15 protein-coding genes and 2 pseudogenes are annotated in these 18221 nt (G+C 60.9%); 1 reads left to right on the top strand and 16 read right to left on the bottom strand.

Annotated features, from left to right (window positions below; all coding sequences use genetic code 11):
* Window positions 1-23 precede the first annotated feature (23 nt).
* Together AC0NIH_RS20480 and AC0NIH_RS20475 are read right to left on the bottom strand one after the other, a co-directional pair.
* The gene (locus AC0NIH_RS20480) at window positions 24-458 is read right to left on the bottom strand and encodes a YybH family protein (protein ID WP_473469524.1); all 435 of its coding nucleotides are present in this window, start codon (window positions 456-458) and stop codon (window positions 24-26) included.
* 35 nt (window positions 459-493) lie between these two features.
* Window positions 494-1423: an alpha/beta hydrolase gene (locus tag AC0NIH_RS20475; protein ID WP_473469522.1), complete on the bottom strand. Its 930-nt coding sequence runs from the start codon at window positions 1421-1423 to the stop codon at window positions 494-496.
* Between the two features lie 164 nt (window positions 1424-1587).
* Between AC0NIH_RS20475 and AC0NIH_RS20470 the strand changes: the two genes are divergently transcribed.
* A complete protein-coding gene (locus tag AC0NIH_RS20470) occupies window positions 1588-2199 on the top strand; it encodes a TetR/AcrR family transcriptional regulator (RefSeq protein ID WP_287389282.1) in 612 nt (203 codons plus the stop codon).
* Window positions 2200-2587: 388 nt separating this feature from the next.
* Here the strand turns inward: AC0NIH_RS20470 and AC0NIH_RS20465 are convergent, their stop codons facing one another.
* The 14 genes and pseudogenes from AC0NIH_RS20465 to AC0NIH_RS20400 all read right to left on the bottom strand — a co-directional run bounded on the left by AC0NIH_RS20465 (window position 2588) and on the right by AC0NIH_RS20400 (window position 17992).
* The gene (locus tag AC0NIH_RS20465; protein ID WP_473469520.1) at window positions 2588-3559 is read right to left on the bottom strand and encodes an amino acid ABC transporter permease; all 972 of its coding nucleotides are present in this window, start codon (window positions 3557-3559) and stop codon (window positions 2588-2590) included.
* Window positions 3560-3578: 19 nt separating this feature from the next.
* Window positions 3579-4859 (bottom strand): NAD(P)/FAD-dependent oxidoreductase, encoded by a 1281-nt coding sequence (locus AC0NIH_RS20460; protein WP_287389279.1) that lies wholly within the window; start codon window positions 4857-4859, stop codon window positions 3579-3581.
* A gap of 144 nt (window positions 4860-5003) precedes the next feature.
* Window positions 5004-5831 (bottom strand): transporter substrate-binding domain-containing protein, encoded by an 828-nt coding sequence (locus AC0NIH_RS20455; protein WP_031250745.1) that lies wholly within the window; start codon window positions 5829-5831, stop codon window positions 5004-5006.
* A 305-nt stretch (window positions 5832-6136) separates the two neighbouring features.
* On the bottom strand, window positions 6137-7555 hold the full coding sequence (locus tag AC0NIH_RS20450; RefSeq protein ID WP_473469530.1) for an NAD(P)/FAD-dependent oxidoreductase: 1419 nt from the start codon (window positions 7553-7555) through the stop codon (window positions 6137-6139).
* Between the two features lie 2 nt (window positions 7556-7557).
* Window positions 7558-8415, bottom strand: coding sequence for a PfkB family carbohydrate kinase (locus AC0NIH_RS20445; RefSeq protein ID WP_023780837.1), 858 nt, complete (start codon window positions 8413-8415; stop codon window positions 7558-7560).
* A complete protein-coding gene (locus AC0NIH_RS20440; protein WP_473469517.1) occupies window positions 8412-9266 on the bottom strand; it encodes a sugar phosphate isomerase/epimerase family protein in 855 nt (284 codons plus the stop codon). The genes AC0NIH_RS20445 and AC0NIH_RS20440 overlap by 4 nt, the downstream gene beginning before the upstream one ends.
* 21 nt (window positions 9267-9287) lie before the next feature.
* On the bottom strand, window positions 9288-10148 hold the full coding sequence (locus AC0NIH_RS20435; RefSeq protein WP_023766288.1) for a carbohydrate ABC transporter permease: 861 nt from the start codon (window positions 10146-10148) through the stop codon (window positions 9288-9290).
* Window positions 10145-11107 (bottom strand): carbohydrate ABC transporter permease, encoded by a 963-nt coding sequence (locus tag AC0NIH_RS20430; RefSeq protein WP_473469515.1) that lies wholly within the window; start codon window positions 11105-11107, stop codon window positions 10145-10147. The genes AC0NIH_RS20435 and AC0NIH_RS20430 overlap by 4 nt, the downstream gene beginning before the upstream one ends.
* A 7-nt stretch (window positions 11108-11114) precedes the next feature.
* The gene (locus AC0NIH_RS20425; protein WP_023780834.1) at window positions 11115-12437 is read right to left on the bottom strand and encodes an ABC transporter substrate-binding protein; all 1323 of its coding nucleotides are present in this window, start codon (window positions 12435-12437) and stop codon (window positions 11115-11117) included.
* Between the two features lie 28 nt (window positions 12438-12465).
* On the bottom strand, window positions 12466-13479 hold the full coding sequence (locus AC0NIH_RS20420; RefSeq protein ID WP_473469513.1) for an SIS domain-containing protein: 1014 nt from the start codon (window positions 13477-13479) through the stop codon (window positions 12466-12468).
* 183 nt (window positions 13480-13662) lie between these two features.
* Entirely contained in the window at window positions 13663-14679 is a 1017-nt protein-coding gene (locus AC0NIH_RS20415; protein WP_023780832.1) for a LacI family DNA-binding transcriptional regulator, read from the bottom strand.
* Window positions 14680-14817: 138 nt separating this feature from the next.
* Window positions 14818-15053, bottom strand: a pseudogene (locus tag AC0NIH_RS20410) (hypothetical protein); the annotation flags it as partial.
* Window positions 15054-15614: 561 nt separating this feature from the next.
* A pseudogene (locus AC0NIH_RS20405) lies at window positions 15615-16472 on the bottom strand (NADP-dependent oxidoreductase); the annotation flags it as partial.
* A 659-nt stretch (window positions 16473-17131) separates the two neighbouring features.
* Complete coding sequence (locus tag AC0NIH_RS20400) at window positions 17132-17992, bottom strand: YihY/virulence factor BrkB family protein (protein WP_224687906.1); 861 nt, start codon at window positions 17990-17992, stop codon at window positions 17132-17134.
* Between the last annotated feature and the right edge of the window lie 229 nt (window positions 17993-18221).

Below are 18221 nucleotides of genomic sequence, written 5' to 3'. Positions count from 1 at the left end.
ATGCTTGATATCGGTGATGCCAGTCACTGCGCCGGGACGGGAACGATGGCCGAGATGCGCCAGCCTTCGGGGGTGCGGATCGCGAACTCGTTGACCAGAAACGTGTAGGTCACCGCTTCCTGGCCAGCCGGACCCGCGGTGATGCGCGTCGGCGCATAGATATGCGCGACGTCGGGGCCGAGCGGCACGACCCGGATTGCTTCCTCGTCTGGCTCGAAGCGCCAAGTCCCGGTGAAGACGGTACGGAAGTGATCGATGACCGCCTCGCGCCCCCAGAAGCGATAGGCCCGGGCCACGAAGTTGACGGGATCCGGCTGCCCCGGCAGTGGTCGCGCAAGAACAGCCTCGATCACCTCAATATCATGGGCGGCCTCGCCCGCGGCTTGGCGCAAGAACAGAGCCCGAATTTCCTCGACGTCGGCCGCGTTGATCGCGGTGGAATGCTTGGCATTTGTCATAATCTCACTCGGCTCATTTGGATTGACATGAATATTTACGACCGGTGAACGACCCTGGCGCGTCGAAGCGGGTTACCGAGATGCTCGCAAAACCACTCTGTTGCGGCGCCTTCGGCGAGCGAAAACTGGTCCAGATAAGGGTCGAAATGACCGCCCGCTATCAAGGCGAGCCGTTTGGGTTCCTGCGCGCGCTCATAAGCAGCAAGCGCCAGATCGGTCACGGTCATCCGGTCGTCGCGCGCGACAATCATCATCAACGGCGTCGGCGAAACGCGGGCAATCCAATTGCCGGGTTCGTACATGCGCGCCGCCCGTGTCGAGCGCAGCGTGATCTCGTTTTCCCAAAGGCCTGCGGGAAGAGACTGAAGATAAAAATCAATGGCGTCCGGAGACCGGTAGGCGGCCGGTACCGAAGGGTCGGCGCTCACAATGGCCTGTCGGCGAGGCGCCTCTCCTCGCAACTGCGCCCGCTCATCGTCGTCGAAGGCGTGCTCCAACGTTGGCAGAGCGTCGGGCGAGATTCGTCGCAATCCCTGCTCATAGCCGCTGATCGTCGGAACTTGCGCAACGATACAGCGGAGACGTCGATCTGTGGCGCCCAGCACCAGAGCGTGTCCGCCGGCATAGCTCGTGCCCCACAAGCCGATGCGCGTTGGATCGACTTCCGGTCGCGCCTCGAGATAGGGGATTGCGCGACGCCAGTCCGCGACTTGCCGCCACGGATCGATGTCCCCTCGAAGATCTCCCCCACTCGTCCCGAAATTGCGATGATCATGGACCAGAACGACAAACCCCGCCGCGGCAAAGGCTTGGGCGAACAGCTCGATGCCGTGCTCCCTGGTCCCGGCAAAGCCGTGGGCCATCGTAATGGCCGCGCGAGCGCCAGCGCCTTCGGGCACGAACAGCCAAGCACCGAGGTCGATTCCACCTTCCGCAGGCACCGTCACGTCAATTTTGCGAACCATGTCCGGTCTTCCTAACGGCAGCTTTCGCCATCGGCGCAATACTCGCTCTCTCAACCGCGCAGCATGTCTTGACGGACCGGCAGCAACGTCCCTGTTGACATGCGCGTTTGAACGGCAATAAATACCAGATGACCGGTCGTCTTTAATTAGTCAAGGGGTTTTTCATGAAATCTCATCCAGCCCGACGGGGCCCGAAGCCGAAGCCTGACACCCGGCACAATCTCGTCGCCGCGGGCATCCGGATGATTCACGCCGAGGGATATGCCGCGACTGGTATACAGAGCATCGTCGAGGGAGCCGGCACGCCCAAAGGGTCGTTCTACACCTACTTTGCCAGCAAGGAGGCGTTTGGAGCCGAGGTGATCGATGGATATTCTGAGCGCGGCCAGATCAAGCTCCGCGAGTTCCTTTGTAATCCGAAGATCGCGCCACTCGCCCGGTTGGAGGCTTTTTTTGACGACAGGATCGAGAGCTTCAGGGCCTCTAACTATGTCCGTGGCTGCTTGATGGGCAATTTCAGCGCCGAGGCTGCAGATCACAGCTCATTGATACGCGAGCGCTTGGCTAAGCACTTCGATGCCTGGACCGGCGTAATTGAGAATTGCATTTCAGAAGCGCAGGACCAGGGGGCGATTGACCGTCAATTCACTGCATCGTCGCTGGCCCGCTTCATATTAAATAGTTGGGAGGGAACTCTATTGCGGATGCGCGCCGAAAAGAGTGACGGTCCCTTATTAGATTTTAAAGAACTCGTATTCGGTAAGATACTTGGATAAGCATTCCACTGTACTCCCCGTCACTCCCAGTCATTCTTTTGGTTTCAAAGGGAAAATCGCTGCAATAAACATTTTGTGTTTTCACCAACGATCGGGGACCAATCGGACGATTTGCACCCTCAGCCTCCGACGAGGCGCCCAAGCATCTCGAAAAGTCCGTCACCACTCATTCTCTCGGATAGTCTAGCAAGCCCCATGCATGTCGCCCTCTCCAAACAGGGCGGCATTCGAGCGACACGTCATCAATCTTCCAGAGCATAGCCCTTGCGATGGGAAAGCGGCTCGGTGCCGACCACCTTGGTGATGACCTGGTTGGCAGCTACCAGCTTCTTCAACCTGCGGGTGACGACTACGCTACTCGCTTTGGCGAAATCATGGAGGACGAGGATCAGCGCTTGAGTGAGCGCCCGAACCGGTCCTCGATCCGCGACTGCAGGAACTCGAGTCCCATCGAGAGCAGCCAATAGATCATCGAGGCGGTGATGAGCATCTCGATGTGGCGAAACTCGGTCTGGCCCTGTGTGCGTGCGAGGTACATGATCTCCCACACCCCGACCACGGAGACCAGCGAAGAATCCTTCAACATCGCAATGAACTGGTTGCCGGTCGGCGGCACGATGACACGCATCGCCTGCGGCAGGATGACCAGGAACATCGTCTGGTTGGCGCTAAGGCCGAGTGCCGTAGCACCCTCGGTCTGGCCGCGCGAGATGCTTTCGATGCCGGCACGGAAAATCTCGGTCATGTACGCGCCGTAGCAGAGCGATAGCGCCATGATGCCGGCCGGCACGGCGCCTATCACGTAGCCAATCTGCGGCAGGCCGAGATAGATAATGTAGATCTGCATCAGCAGCGGCAAGCCACGAAATAGAGAGGTATAGAAGGTTGCCAAGCCATAGACCACGCCGTTGCGGGAAAGTTTGGCGATGGCGCCCACGAAGGCGATGAGGGTGGCGATCGCGATCGAAATGGCCGAAATGTAGAGGGTTGTCACTACGCCCTTCGAGACGAGGAAGCCAATCTTTTTGGCGATGAACGCGAACGACAGGTCGAAGGAGTAGAAAAACAGCATTAACAGCACGAACAGCTCTATCCACACCGCCACAATCTGCTGTTTGCGGCTGAGATACCGCAACGCGTTCCAGTTCGCCGCCACGATCGATGCAATCAGCACCGCCGAGACCGCCCGCCCGACCTCAGGGTTGGCGGCGAGCCACCCGACTGCCCCCGGAACAAGCTTCCCCAGCCAACTGCCTTTGATGCCGAGCCCGTACAAGCCGGCGGCGATGGTGGCGAGCACGAAGAACACGCCAACACGGCGCGCCGCGTCCGGGTGGTTGAGCAACAGTCGGCCGATCACGTCCTCAATCTCCCTGTGGTCAGCGGGCGCGCTCGCGCCACCAATCCTGTGCCTGCAGCTTCCAATAGGTAAGTTGCGCGACTGCAAGTCCAGCCGGTCCGCCCGCCCAGGCAAGCCCAAATGGTGCGAACAGCCGGTAGCGGTCCGATTCTCCCAATATGGCTTCGGCGATCAGCTTGCCGGCAATTGCCGTGGTGTTGATGCCATGGCCACCAAAAGCCGTGAGGTACCAGACGCCCGGCTGCAACGCGCCGATTTGGGGCATCAGGTGACGGGCATAAGACATGAGCCCGGACCAGGCGAGTTCGGTCTTGAGCTTTTCGAGCTGCGGATAGGTGGTGACCATCTCGCGGCGCAATTGCCTCGCCAACACGCTAGGTGAGGCTGCCCGCGTGGTGATGCGCCCGCCCCAGAGCAGCCGTCTGCCGTCTTCGACAATGCGGTAATAATCGCCAGCGCGACGGTTGTCGCCAACGGCGTCGGTTGTCGTAATCGCCTCGGCGATCAGGTCAGGCGCATCCTCGCTCACCATGACGTAAGTGGCGATAGGCAGGAATGCCCGCTTCAGGCGGCCGACCAGTGGCCCCGTGTAGCCACCGGTGGCAAATACGGCCTGGCGGGCGCGCACGTCACCGCCGTCGGTGCGCACGATCTTTTCCGCGCCGTCAAGGTTGGCTTCAACGGCCCCGGATCTCTCGTGGATCCTGCCACCCAGCCGTTCGATCTCGACCGCGACAGCGCGCAGATAGTTGAGTGGATGCATGTGGAAGGCGTTGGGGTCGCGCAGGCCTTGATGATAGCGCTCGGAATGCAGCACCGTTCGCACCTTTTCGCGCTCGAGATAGTCGAGCCGATAGTTGAAATCCCGCGCCAGTTGCTCGGCATATGCCTTGAGCGCGGCGCCGCCATCATGGCGAAGCACGCTCAACATACCGGAGCGCGGCTCCGCCGCCTTGATGTCGAGATCACGGATCGTCTTCCGCACGAAATCGACGCCTTCGATGGACAAGCGGTGCAGTTTTTGTGCCGCGTCCACGCCGGCCATCGCGGCGATGCTGTCGGTGCCGGTGGCGAAACCGGGATTGACGAAGCCCCCATTGCGACCGGAAGCGCCAAAGCCGATGCGTTGCGCCTCAAGCACGACGACCTGCTGGCCGGCGCGAGCCAGCTGCAACGCCGTCGTCAGGCCGGCCAATCCGCCGCCGACAACGACTGTTTCGCACTCGGAAACGTCGCGCAACGGCGGTCTGATGGTGTTGTCGACAAGCGTGCGCCGGTAATAAGTGTCAGGATATGTCATGATTGGCATGATGAGGTGGCGGCACTAGAGCGTTTTGCGGTCAGGCGGAGCCGCCCGGTTTCGTTGAAATGCGGCTGAAACAAAAGAGATGGCGCGGGATGTCAATTGAAATGCATCCCGCTCACGCTTCGTCCACGACGCTCCTCAGTCGGCGCTGTAATCCTTGCCGTACCACTTTGTGGTCAGCTTCGTGAGGGTACCGTCCTTCTTCATCTCGTCGAGAATGCCGCCGATCTTGGCATTCCACTCGGCATCACCTTTTTCCGCGATCACCACCAGTGGCTCACGGAAGGCATAGCCGCCCTCCAGAATACGCAACGGGTAACCGTTCTTTATCGCGTTCTGAGCTGTCTGTTCTGGTGCGATGACCGCGTTGAGGCGCACGCCGTCGCCGAGCCTCAAATCATCGAACGGCAGCATTGAATCTGCGAAAGTCCTGATCTCACCGGGCTCCAGCTTGTATTCGATGGGCGGCAGGCCGGGGGCATCAATCTCGAGCTGTCTGCGGATGAAATCCTCCGACGTGGTGGCAGTCTCGACGCCAATGATCTTACCGTTCAGGTCGACGACCGATTTGGCCGGGCTGTCCTTGTGAACCACATAAACGTAGGGGCTGTAATAATAGACGCCTTCGAAATCGATTACCTTGGCCCGCGCCTTGGTCGGCGTTACCGAGCCGACCCCCAGATCGTAGCGCCCCTGCCAATGGCCGCCTGTCATCGTCGCCCAGTCCGGCGTGTCGAAACTGACCTCGACACCGAGGCGCCTTGCGATCTCCTTTGAGACATCAATGTCGAAGCCGACCAACTGATTGCTGTCGTCGAGGAAACTCTGCGGCGGCCAGCCGCTGTTTGTGGCGACGACCATCGCCTTCTTCGAGGTAACCCGGTCCATGGTTTCACCCGCCGACGCCGCAGACGCTAACGCAAGCGTGGTGGTGGCCAGCGCCAGCCACGTGATCAATTTCCTCACCTAAACCTCCCTGTTCATCCTCATTCAAACAATGCTCCCCAGTAGAGAAAGAGTTAACTTGAGAGCGCCACATGAGATCGATCTCATATCGAATTAGGTACACATATCGGCGAGGCGATCAAGCCCTTTTGTAGCGATTGGAAAGAAACCCAGGCCAGCTTCTTTTTTGCCGCGCCGCGCCAACGATCGGAGCTACAGCGACGCTTCGGCGGCATTGTCGTGAAGTTTTCGTGACTTGCATCAAGCGCAGGTCGGCCATCGTGTCCTCCTCGGCAGCGTCACGGACAAGACGCTTTGGCCGCCGCCTATTTCTTCCGGCGGCCCGGCTTCAGCCCAGCCATCAGATTGGTGATCCGGTCCGCCTTGCGGTTGTGGATCTCGGCTTCGTTCTTGCGGCGCACCGCGCCGCGGACGAGCTTGGCGCCGAGGTAGCGGAATGGCTCGGGCGGCAGCGACATGCGTCGCTCGATGCCGACCAGACCGCTGGCGCTCCAGCGATCCTTTCGCTCCAGCACCAGGCTGGCCAGGATGCGTCCGCCAATCGGCGTCTGCGCGATGCCGGTTCCGTTGAACCCCATACCGTAGAAGATGTTGGGATATCCGCGCAGATGATCGAACACCGGAACGTGTTCGGGCACACAGTCGATTGGACCTGACCAGTCATACTCGACCGCCACGCCACGCAGCGATGGATAGACCCGGTGCAGCTCTCGCACATTGTCGCGGCCGTGCTGCGGGCTGCGATTGAAGCTGGCGCCGAAATTCCCCCTGAAGGCAACGGTACCGCTGCCGCGACCGAAGACCACCCTGCCCGGGCTGGTGCGTTGATAATACAGTACCTGCGCCTGCGCATCGCAGATCGATGCGCCGTCGCGCCAGCCAATGCTGTCGAGCAGTTCGGGCACGGCCGCGGTGGCGATGACCTCGCTGCCGACGACGTAGAGATGACGTCGCAGTTCCGGCAAAGCCGAGAGCCATGCGTTGGCGGCAAGCACGACCTTCTCCGCTTGGACTGTGCCCTGCGCGGTGCGTGCCTTGCATATCCTTCCGGGTTCAATGTCGAGGACGGGGCTGCGCTCGTGAATGGTCACGCCGCGTGCCAACGCCAGATCTCGCAATCCGACTGCCAGCTTGGCTGGATGGACCGTGCCTGCATTGGTCTCCACGACGCCCACATAGGAGGCAGACGAACCGGTCCTGCGTTCCATCTCCTCGGCCATCATCGGCTTGAAACGGTTTTCTCCGACCGCCGCCGCCATGCCGACGGCCTTGTCCCAGGCGCCTTCCTGGGCAATCGAGCTCGCCGTCCACAACCATCCATCCAGCCGTAGATCCATGTCGATCGTACCGTCTCGTTGAAGAGTTTTCAGCTCCGCAATCGACGCCACGGTATCGGCGCAGAGCTGCCGCGCCTCTTCGAGGCCGACGACGGCGCTGATGTGATCGAGTTCAGCGAACCACGAGTGGACCTGGCCGCCGTTGCGCCCCGAAGCGCCCGAACCGCAGAGGTCGGCCTCAAGCACGACGACCCGTGTTTCCGGAGCAAGCTCGCGGATACGCAGCGCCGTCCACAAACCGGTGTAACCGCCACCGACGATCAGCACTTCGGCGCGCTGATTCCCCTGTAACGGCTCGGTGACCGCGTCGGCGCCGATATCCTGCAGCCAGAACGAGCGGTCGGAAGGGAGCGCTACCGCCGGCTGGCGCAAACGAAAAGTCGTCACGGTCAAGCTCCCAAGGCGTCGATGATGAATCTGGCGTATTTGGTTGGCAGCCAGTCCGGTATGGGACGCGGCTTCTGCGGAAACCCGCCGAGATGCGTGCAGGTCCGCGCCGCCGCCACCGCGGCGGCGTGCAGCGCTTCGGCTGGCCGCAGACCTTCGAACCGGAACGCGGTCAGGAATGTCGCGATGAAACTGTCGCCGGCGCCGCATGTGTCGACCACGTCGACAATCTTGGCCGGCGCATGCACGACAGCCTGGCCGTCGTCGAAATAGGAGCCGCGCCGCCCGCAGGTCACGACAACCTGCCTTGCACCAGCGGCCCTGAGCGCGGTGAGCAACGGCTCGACCGGTCGATCGACCTCATCTGGACCGGAGGCGAAGAGCAGCGGCACGCCCTCGAGCGGCAGCGCCAGGTGCGCCGTCGAGACGTCGATGCTGAACGGGACATCATCCGCGACCAATCGGCGAAGGAGGTCCTTGTTGGCGTTGGTGCCGAGATGCACCCAGTCAGCGGCGGCGACAACCGCATAGTGCTCCGGCGTCGGCATGTAGTTTTCACCAACTCCGAAGGATTCGTGCAGGAACTTCCGGTCGCCGGATTCGTCGCGAAGCAAGGTGACGGCCGTGTCACCAGGGCGGCGTTCGACATCGTCCGGCGACAGGCCGACGCCGCTAAGCTCGGAAAGCACCACCTCGCCCTCTGGATCCTCGCCGACGGCGCCGAAATACCTTGCTGCCCAGCCATTGCGTCGCCATTGCGCGGCGACGTTGAGCGCGTTGCCGCCGACCGTGAGCAGGCCGTTGGTGAGGTAGGCGTCCAGACAATTGTCGCCGACTGCCACCAGATTCGGCGGAGTCATGCTGGCACCGTTGCGCGATTTAGATAGGGCTCTATCGCGTCGAGGCAGCGTGTCCAGGCCCTTACCGGATCCAGTGCGTAGGAGCCGTTGCCAAAGGGCTCGAAGCTGAGCTTTCCCGCATAGCCGAGGCGCGCCAGTTCGCTGACATAGTCGCCGAGCGGCAGCGTCCCGTCGCCCCACACCAGATGCCCGCCTGGTGTGCCGTCGACAAGATGGACGTGTGCCAGCCGTGCGCCGAACAGATCGACATACCCGGCTACGGTGTCGCCGGCGGTGGCCATGGCCACGCAATCCAGCACGATGTCGATGTTTTCCGCGCCCAACGCGTCCAGCATTCGGCGCAGACCCGCCGCGTCGTTGACGATGTTGCTCTCGAAGCGCTGCAACGGCTCAAGCAGGCAGCGCACACCGACGTCGTCGGCATGTCCGGCTATCGCGCCAAGTGCCTCCACCGAGCGATCCCACACCGAATTCGTGGCTTCGTCCTCGTAGCCCCGACCGGGCGTCAGGAACAGATAGCGCGCGCCCAGCGCTGCGCAGATATCAGCGGCATGGCAGAACCGCTTGATGCTGTCACGGCGCAGATCCGGGTCGCCCGAAGCGATGTTGATCGGATACAGCACCTGCTCAGGAGTGAAGCACCAGGCAGACAGGCCGTTATCGGCGAGCACCCGGCGGACAGAATCGATGCGCGCGTCGGTGGCGTGGAAGAGGTCGAGGTGCTGGGCAATGCCCCATAATTCGATCTCTTTCATGCCGAAGTCGCGGATCAGCTTGGCTACCCGTTCGAACGGAAAGTGCTGGAAGCTGAAATTGGCTCCGATCAGCTGATGGAATGCAAGCTGCGGCATGAAGGCTCCTTTCGGGAATGGCTACTTGCCGATGCCTTCGGACAGCCCACGAATGAAGTAGCGCTGCGCGGCAAAGAACACGATTACGATGGGCAGGGCCGAGATCGTCATGGCGGCGAACACCACGGCATAGTTAGTCCCGTGCGTTGCCATGATCGACGTGAGGCCGACGGGCAGCGTCTGCACGTCGCTGCCGCTCGTGAAGATCATGGCGAACAGATATTCGTTCCAGGCGAACAGGACATGCAGGATGACGCACGAGATGATGATCGGGCGGCACAATGGCAGGGTTATGCGCCAGAATATCTGGCCCTCGCTGGCGCCGTCCATCGTCGCCGCCTCGTCGAGATCGCTGGGTAGATCCAGCATGTAGGCGCGGATGAGAAAGGTTGTGAACGGCACCCGGAACGCGGTGTATAGAATGATCAGCGCCCAGTAGGTGTTGTAGAGCCCGAGCGCCTGCAGCATCTTCACCAAGGGAATGATTGCCACGGTGGGACTGAGCATCAACCCGCCTAGCACAATGGCGACGACCAACGGTTTTGCGGGCATCCTGGTCCGGGTCAGTCCGAAAGCGGTCCAGGCGCTGATGAGAACGGTGCATATGGCGGAGGCGACAGTCACCAGGACGGAGACGGTTACATAGCCGCGAACGCCCTGGTTCCAGGCCTGCACATAATTGTTCCACGACCAATGGGCAGGCAGGGCGAAGGGATCGCCGAAGATCTGCGCATTATCCTTGAAGCCGCTAAGCGCCATCCAGATCAGTGGATAGATGACGACGACGCCGAGACAGACGAGGAATGAATAGAGCGATGTCCTGGCAATGACTGACCATAGATTGACATGCCGGGCCCGCCCGACTGCGACCGTCGCACTCATAGCTGCACCCTGCGGCGCTTCGTGTACCAGAGCTGTGCCGCGCCGGTGAGCATGGTCAGCACGAAAATGACGGCCGCAATCGCCGCGCCGTAGCCGAAATTGTCCTCGATGAACGCCTTCTGGTAGAGCCATGTGCCCAGCACCTGGCTGCTGTTGTTGGGCCCGCCGGCGGTCATCACCATGACCTCGTTGAAGACCTGGAAAGCGCCGGTGATGGTGACGATGATCATCAGCCCGGTCATTTCCCGGGTCAGTGGAAAGGTGATGCTCCACAAGCGGCGAAGCGGGCCGGCGCCATCAATTGTGGCTGCGTCGTAGAGGTCGCGCGGGATTTTTTGAATGGCGATGGCAAACAGCAGCGTCGAGTAGCCGAAGCCCTGCCATTGGCTCATGGCAATGATGGCGTAGATGGCGGTGTGCTCGTTGCCGAGCCAGGGCATGACGAACTGGCTGAGACCTGCGCGGCTCAGAACCGCATCCAGCAGACCGATCTGCGGCTGGTAGATGAAGTAGAACAGCAGGCCGGTCACGGTGATCGATATGGCCGAAGGCACGAAGTACAGGGCGCGCCACAGACGGCGCCAGCGTTCGCTCCTTAGATCCTCGATGATCGCCGCCAGCAGGAACGCGCCGAAGACCTGGAACACGACGGAGATGACGGCGTAGAGGCAATTGTTCCAGAGCGCGACCAGCACGACGGGGTCGTGCAGAAGCCGGTCGTAATTGGCGAGGCCGACATTGGTCACTTCACCGGTATAGATATCCTGATCGGTCGTGCTGACGATAAAGTTGTCAACGATCGGATAGTAGACGAACCAGCCGATGAGGATCAGTGCCGCTGCCGCCCATCGAAACGACAACAGGTTGCCGAAGCGCACCCGCAGGCTTCTTGGCCTCTGCGATCTGGCAGCGCCGTGAACCACGGCGCCGCTCTCTATTGTGTCCGATGTCCTGGCCATGGTCCGCTTATTTGGCTGCGGATGCGGCCTTGCGCACCTCGCCCATCACTTGCTCGGGCGTCATCGAACCGCCCGCCAGTGCCTGCAGGCTGGACAGCCAGACGGCGGCGACGCGCGGCGGATTGGCCGTGTCCAGCCAGGGCATGAGGTACGAGGCCGCGTTGATGTCCTTGAGACCGTCGACCACAGCCGCGCTCATATTCTTTTCCGAGGCGCCGCCGATGGTCGCGCTCGGCTGGCCATAAGGTGGCGCTGACAGGATTTGCGCGTTTTCCTTCGAGGTAACGAATTTCATGAAGTCGATCGCCAACGGGATGTTCTTCGACGCCGCGCTGATCATGTAGCCTTCCGGCGCGCCCTCGATCGACTTGAGGTCACCCTTGGCGCCAGCCGGTACGGGCAGCCTGAAAAAGCCGAAATCGGCGGGCTTGAGCGCCGAATCCGACGTGGCGGCCTGATCGAACTCGATGATCTCTTGATAGTACATGGCCGACTGCCCGTTGGTGAACGCCTGGAGAGCCGAGGCATAGGATGTGCCGTTGACGCCAGCGCCGTCAGTGCAACGCTCGACAAGCTGACTGAACTGCTTGAGCGCCGCGACATAGCCCGGATCGGTATATTCAGCCGTGGTCGGATCGAAGTCGCGTTCCAGCGTTGCCTGCGGCACATTGTAGGCGAGCAGCTGGCCCGCAAAGTGGATCGCCGGCCAGGCCTCCTTGTTACCGAACGAAATCGGTGTCGCGCCGGACTTGCGGATGGCGTCGCAACTGGTCAGCAATTCCTCGAAGCTGGCTGGCGCCTTCAGGCCGAGCTTGCCGAATATCTGCTTGTTGTAACCCACGAACTTGGCGTCTTGGTAAAGCGGGATGCCATAGAACTTGCCATTGTATTGGAACGCTTTGACGGCCGCGGGAGAAAGCGTCTTGCCCCACTCGGTATGGGGACCGATGACGGCGCTCAGGTCGACGGCGCGATTGCCCCGCACGAAATTGCCGCCCCAACTGCCCGTCCAGGAGAAATAGACATCGGGCAGCGAGTTCGAAGCGACCAGGGTCTTGGTCTTGCCCTTCACGCTGTCGTCGCTCTCCTGGATGAGTTCGACCTTCACGCCCGGATGGAGCTTTTCGTATTGCTGCGCCACGTTGACGAAGTAAGGCGACAGTTGCTGCAGCCCGAACTTGGTCAGCACCGAGAGTGTGCCGGTGTACTCCACCTTGGCGCTGGGATCGGCCGCGACCGCAACTGAGGCGGCGGAACTGCCGCCGATCGAAAAACCGAATGATGATACCGCGGCCACTGTGACCGTCACGACTTGCAGCGAACGTTTCATAAGCAGCTCCTTCAAAGGTGAGAGGGGATCAGTATTCAACGCGTTTGTAGTAGCGACGGGTGGTCAGCGGGTGATTGCGCAGCACTTCGAGATGCGCGCTCAGTCGCTCGAGCAGGGTGGCGAGCAGTACCGGCGAGATCATGCCGCGCACCTCTTGGGAGATGCCCGGCAGCTGGACCGAAGCAGCATCCAGCGTACGGACGCGGTCCGTGTAGCGCCTGGCGAAATTCTCGACCCGGTCGGCCAGTGGGCGAAGGCGATCCTCGCCCTTGAACACGAAGACGCTGACGCCCGGCTCGACGAGTTCGAGCGTGCCGTGGAAAAAGTCGGCGGCATGCACTGGGCGGGTCCGGATCCACTGCATCTCTTCAAGGATGCACATGCCGTAATAGTTGGCTTCCGGCCACACCGAGCCGGCGCCGGTAAAGATGTGGTAGGTCTCGTCCTTGATTGTCGCGGCCAGTTCGGCGGCTTTGTCCTCGAAGGCGGCCTTCGCATCGGCAAGAAGGCCGGGAAGAAGCTGAAGTTCCGCGACACTAGCGTCGAAATTGTCATATTCGCCGCGCTCCGCCAGCAGTGCCAGGACGATCAGCAGCGTCTGCAGGTAGAATGATTCCGATGAGGTGTCGTCTTCGGCGAAGTTCGTGAAATTGTGGTCTGCTTCCTGTGCGATCGGGGTGTCCGAATGACCGGTGAGCGAGATCGTTCGCACGCCACGCCTTTTCAGGAACGCCATGAGCTCCACGCCTTCCTTGGTCGTGCCTGACAGCGAGGGAATGACGACCGCAGCCTTGTTGTCGAGGCCGGCCGGCGGATCGAGCACGACCTGTGCCGGATATTCGGCGCTCACCGGGAACGCGGAGTAGCATTTCGCCAGTTCGATCGCAGGCAGAGTGAGAAGCTGCACACCGCCGGTGCCCATGAAAAACAGCCTCTCGACGCCGTCCGCAAGCAGCGCGCGCATGAGCGTGCGCGCCTCGCCAGCTATGGAAACGGCCCCGCTCTGTATCCTTACGAAGCGATCCCTATCGAAATTCAACATGTCTTTGTTCCTTGTACTCGCATTCGGCGGAATCCTACCGGGCCGCCAAAATCGAGGCGTCCAGCCAGCCTTTATTAACCGTTAGGTTGTGAGATCGATCTCACATCCAAATAATGGCCATGCCTTTTTGCGGTTGGCAAGCCCCCCCGCGAGCAAATGTCTGAAACGGAAGTTCTGTGCCGGTCAGCGCAGGTGTGCGACCGAGCCACGAATGACGAGGCGCGTCGGGAACCGGATGTGACGCGGCGCAACTTTCTTTCCGGCGAGCCGTTCGAGCAGCAGCTTGGCCGCGAGCGGTCCGATCTCGGAGATGGGCTGGGCTACGACGGTGATCTGCGGATCGGTGAAAGTGGCGAGATTGAAGTCGTCGAAGCCGACCAGTGACACGTCGTTGGGGATTGCGAGCCCCAGTGAGCGCAGGCCGAGAAGGGCGCCTTGGGTCATCATGCTGTCCACCGTGAAAAGCGCTGTAGGACGGTTACGTCGGCTGAACAGGCGGATGGTGGCTTCGACGGCATGTTCGACCGTGGAGCGCGACACGCTGATCAGCGATTCATCCAGCGCGATGCCATGCGACTGCAGTGAGTTCCGGTACCCGGCAAGACGCTCCTGCGCGGTGAAGATACGGGATTCGTCGCGCAACAGCCCGATCCGTTTGTGACCGTTGGCGACTAGGTAATCCACGGCCTCGCCCGCGCCGCCCTCGTTGTCGACGCCGACGCTGTCGCAGTGCACCTCTTTGACGACGCGGTCGATCAGCACGACCGGTGCGCCGTCACGCACCAGCCGCACGATGTGCTCGCTGTCGGTCGCTGAGGTTGGCGCCAGGATGAAGCCGCGAATGCTCAGTGAGCGCAGACTCTCCAGCAGCTCCTTTTCCTGTTCGATATTCTCTTCGCTGCTTGCGATCAGCAGGTTGTGCCGGTGCTTGCGCAATTCCACCTCGATGTCGTGAGCGATGCGCGCGAAGAACGGATTCTGGATGTCGCCGGGCACGAAGCCGACGATCGGCAACTGACCGCTGCGGAGGGCCTGCGCTACGAGATTGGCCCGATAACCCAGTCTTTCAGCCGCCTCCAGCACCCGAAGTGCGGTCTCATCGCCGACATAACCGTAGCTGTTGAGCGCCCGCGCGGCCGTAGCGCGCGATACATTGGCTGCGGCAGCAACGTCCCTCAAGGTGATCCCCTTCTGCGTCACGGCTACTTGTCCTCCTGCGAAGCTGACATTGCTCGGGCGTGTTCCGGCTCGGCGTTGCATTTATCGTTGTGCGGCATATCGGCGAATTCTCAAACTGCCAACACAGCTTGTGCACCCTCTTTCCCCAAAGGGCCTGTGTCATCGATTTTGGAAGACCGGATTTTCGAACTCTGGCCGATCGGCAAATGCCAGGACATCAGCCACAGACACATGGGGCTTCTGCGGCCGTTGCCAGTTCGCTGCAGTCCGACGGTCAACAACCCTTCGGCCAGGCCGAAATTCCGGTGCACGGCTTCGGCGCCGAAACCCGATGATCGGCATCGAATCCAGGGCAGCGAGCGAGCTGCATAGATGATCGCCGCGGAGCCTTGCGTCTCCAGTGTCATAAACAAGAAGCGCGACAATCTGTTGCCCGCCGGCGACCATCCTGAACGGACCGGCAGCTTTCAGGAAAGATGGTAGCCCGCCTGAACGAGAGTGATGAGGCGCATTGCTGCTATTCGGGAGAAGATAAATGCGGTCAGCGAACGGCTGGATCAGCTTCTTGAATCAATTCGGGCGAACCGCTCCGTAACCCTTTGACCAATAACGATTATATTAGTCTCTGAGGGTCAACGTTTTCGACAGAAAATCAGCACGTTAGCGGCTGGTTCGCCAACCCATATCTCTCGTATTCTCTCGTATGGTCTGGCGAACCAAAGGACCAAGAAGACGACTAGTTTTTACCGGAGCGGTGCCTCAGTTCTATCCACAAAGAAGGTCAATCAATGCATACTGACCATAACGCTACGAGCGCGGCCGCTTGGGGCCGGGAGCGGACTTTCGACTTTTGATTCCGAGCAGGAAACTGCCGTTCCAGTACCGACTTCATGTTGACTGGGGAGAGAGGAACCACCCTGCCCCCCCGAGCCCTCACTGACGAGCACGGATGACCGTTTTCCCGCACGCCGCTCGGTCGAGCTGAAGGCGGCGACCGCCTCGTCGAGGGTCGCGACTTTGCCGATATTCGTCCGCAGTCGTCCGTCCCGGATGCGCTGAACGATCTCCCAGAGCTGGCCGCGATCAGCCTCGACGACGAAGTCAACCGTCAGGCCATCTGCAGGTCGAATATCCGTCGGTCCGACGACTGTCACAAGCGTTCCTCCGGCCCGGATCAGGGCTGCGGACCGCTTCTGGATATCGCCGCCGATGACGTCGAACACCAGATCGACGCCGCCAACCTCCTCTAGTTTGTCGTTGTCGAGATCGACGAATTCATTCGCGCCGAAGTCGAGCGCCTTCTGGCGGTCGGCGGCGCGTCCGGTGCCGATGACATAGGCCCCGGCCTCCCTTGCAAGCTGCGTCACCATCGAACCGACGGCACCGGCCGCGCCGTGCGCGAGCACGCTTTGCCCCGCCCGAAGGCGGCCATGCTGGAACAGCCCCTGCCACGCGGTCAGGCCGGAGATCGGCAGGCTCGCACCCATCGTGAAGTCGACGTCGCCGGGCAGCGGCGCGAGATCGCGTGCCTCCATGGCGACATACTCGGCGAGCGTGCCGTCGCGATGCCAGTCGGCGAGGCCGTAGCCGAGCGCAGTGACCACACCGGCCAGCTCATGGCCGAGGATCGACGGCGTCCGCTCACGGAAGGCTCGATCGGCCCAGGTCGAAGGCCACTCCAGTTCGGTGTTGACGAATCCCGCCGCATGAACCTCAACCACGACATCGTTTATTGCCGCCTGCGGCTCGGCCCGCTGCACGAGCTGCATCCCGGCCGTTCCGGCAGCCTGGTCCGTCACTACGATCGCTTTCATGAAAATTGTCTCCTTAGACATTTGTTGGCGCGGGTGATTCTGGGGAAATGGAAGATCTTCGATCTCCCACGCGATTGGCTATCGGCTCGACGCTTTCCACCATGACGTTGACATGGAATACTGTGTGATGCCGTTGAGGGCTCTCAGCACCTTGAAGGTACTCAAGGATGTCGAGCCTGACAAATTTGTGACAGGATCGAAGCGATGACAGTCCTAGGTGATTGTTGCTCCGGTGACCCGGTGTAATCAAACCTCGCGGTAGTATTCGAACAGCGGAAGGTATGTTGTATCCGGGTCGATTTTCGGAACCGAGGTTTGTGAGCCGCATGCAAAGGGCGCGGCGCACCGGTCGCTTCGCAGCACGGCGAGCGCATTGCTGCGCACGTCCTCTGGCTTTATGAGCGGCCTGGTGAGGATGAACTGCTCCACGCTCAGACCAACTGGGCTCGGTCGGAAGGACGATCCAAGGGGATCACCGAAGACCCGAATGCCAGCCTTCGTGACTTGGTTCTGACGAGGAATTAGACGTTTATCTTGGCGAAGGCCTGCTCGATCAGATGAAGGGCGGTCATCGTTGCGCTCCCGCAGCCACCGCAGGGCGACAACGCCCCGCCGAATTGGACTCTGCCTCTGCGCGAAATGCGACAGACGGAGGACTGTCAGCCGATGCGTTCAGGTCGGACCTGCTGCCGTGTCGAATAGGCGCGCGTGAATTCGGCCCCGAGCAGGAAAATTTCCGACGAGTAGTAAACCCAAAGGAGGATCACGAGCAGGCCACCGGCGGCACCATATGAGGATGCCACTGCGCTGGTACCGATATACCAGCCGATAAGGGATTTTCCGAGCGTGAACAGAGCCGCGGTCACAACGGCCCCAACCCGGACATTGCGCCATTCGAGAGTTCGGTCGGGTAGAACCTTGTAGATGGCGGCGAACATCACCGAGATCAGGACGAAGGAAACGACCGCGTTGATCACACTAAGGACGATTTTGCCGAATGGCAGATGCGCGTTGATGATGTTTCCCACTGCCGATATCGCTGCGCTCGCAACCAGAGAGACGAGCAACATGAAGCCAAGCGCGGCCACCAAGCCGAGGCTTGCGGCACGGGCGCGGACCAGGCGTGAAAACGAACTTCCCTGAGGCTTAACCTTCCATATCGTATTCAGCGATTGCTGCATTTCGCCAAAGACTCCCGACGCAGCCACCAACAAGGTGACTATTCCGATCACCGCAGCCCAGCTTCCGGAGAACCGGCTTGACGCGCTCTGCAGCGCTGCCTGGAGGATATTTGCGCTCTGTGGGCCCATCAGGCCCGAAATCTGAGCGGATAAAGCCAATTGTGCAGCGTCGTGACCGAAAACAAGGCCTGCAATGGCGACGACGATCAGCAAAATTGGCGCCAGAGAAGTGGTGGCATAGAAAGCCATTGCCGCGCCATGACTGAGAGCATTGTCGTTGATGAACCCGACCACGCTTTCTTTCACCAGACACCAGACAGTCATGAGCAAGCTGCCCATTTTTGGCATCCCTTGCATTTGCAACGGCATCCGTCACAAATGTCCCAGCATCCGCGATGTTCCAACATCGCGCGCGCGATTGGCTTTGGAATGCTTGCTGTGCAGTTGGGTGTACACGGGTGAGACATTGCGGATGCTGAGGCGCCGTTCCCTAAAGACCACACGTCGTTGCGCCGCTCTTGGAGTTTGGCGCGAAAGAGTGGCAGAGCAGTTCCGCTTGGGCTAAAGA

This window comes from Mesorhizobium sp. WSM1386, assembly GCF_055901595.1.
Note: the sequence above shows the minus strand (reverse complement) of the source record. Positions and strands in the feature narration are given on the sequence as shown.

Bases quoted from the DNA above. Each gene is read 5' to 3' on its own strand.
- AC0NIH_RS20480 (WP_473469524.1), bottom strand. From the start codon at position 458: ATGACAAATGCCAAGCATTCCACCGCGATCAACGCGGCCGACGTCGAG.
- AC0NIH_RS20475 (WP_473469522.1), bottom strand. From the start codon at position 1,423: ATGGTTCGCAAAATTGACGTGACGGTGCCTGCGGAAGGTGGAATCGAC.
- AC0NIH_RS20470 (WP_287389282.1), top strand. From the start codon at position 1,588: ATGAAATCTCATCCAGCCCGACGGGGCCCGAAGCCGAAGCCTGACACC.
- AC0NIH_RS20460 (WP_287389279.1), bottom strand. From the start codon at position 4,859: ATGACATATCCTGACACTTATTACCGGCGCACGCTTGTCGACAACACC.
- AC0NIH_RS20445 (WP_023780837.1), bottom strand. From the start codon at position 8,415: ATGACTCCGCCGAATCTGGTGGCAGTCGGCGACAATTGTCTGGACGCC.
- AC0NIH_RS20440 (WP_473469517.1), bottom strand. From the start codon at position 9,266: ATGCCGCAGCTTGCATTCCATCAGCTGATCGGAGCCAATTTCAGCTTC.
- AC0NIH_RS20435 (WP_023766288.1), bottom strand. From the start codon at position 10,148: ATGAGTGCGACGGTCGCAGTCGGGCGGGCCCGGCATGTCAATCTATGG.
- AC0NIH_RS20430 (WP_473469515.1), bottom strand. From the start codon at position 11,107: ATGGCCAGGACATCGGACACAATAGAGAGCGGCGCCGTGGTTCACGGC.
- AC0NIH_RS20425 (WP_023780834.1), bottom strand. From the start codon at position 12,437: ATGAAACGTTCGCTGCAAGTCGTGACGGTCACAGTGGCCGCGGTATCA.
- AC0NIH_RS20420 (WP_473469513.1), bottom strand. From the start codon at position 13,479: ATGTTGAATTTCGATAGGGATCGCTTCGTAAGGATACAGAGCGGGGCC.
- AC0NIH_RS20400 (WP_224687906.1), bottom strand. From the start codon at position 17,992: ATGGGCAGCTTGCTCATGACTGTCTGGTGTCTGGTGAAAGAAAGCGTG.